We start from the raw sequence: 397 nt of genomic DNA, 5'->3' as shown, positions 1-397 counted from the left end.
ACATGTCATCTATCGGCCTGACGACGCAGGAAAGCCGGGATGTCCAGGTAGTCCAGGTCATCTTGCGGGTTCATCTTCGCGGCAGTCGCAGCACCGGCCTGAGCCTGGTTGCGCATGACGGTCGGACGATCCAGGTCACGGTAATTCACCGCAGGCTGTTCCTGACGAACAGGGGCTTGTTGTTGTGGCTGGGAAGCCATCGAGGTATGAACGGTATTGTCGATGACCTTTACAGGCTTCTCGATTTTAGCGCCTAAACCGGTGGCAACAACAGTCACGTGCAGCTCGTCGCGCATGTCCGGATCGATAACGGTACCGACCTTGACCATTGCGTGCTCGGAAGCGAAGGCTTCGATGATGCTACCCACGTCGGAGTACTCACCCAGGGACAGGTCAG

1 pseudogene is annotated in these 397 nt (G+C 57.4%); it reads right to left on the bottom strand.

Annotated elements, in window-relative coordinates:
* Positions 1-5 precede the first annotated feature (5 nt).
* A pseudogene (locus ACIPLA_RS27590) lies at positions 6-397 on the bottom strand (cell division protein FtsZ); the annotation flags it as partial.

Origin of the sequence: Pseudomonas sp. NPDC086112 (assembly GCF_044746425.1) — a bacterium.
Lineage (GTDB): Bacteria > Pseudomonadota > Gammaproteobacteria > Pseudomonadales > Pseudomonadaceae > Aquipseudomonas.
This window is presented reverse-complemented; position numbering and strand designations above follow the sequence as displayed.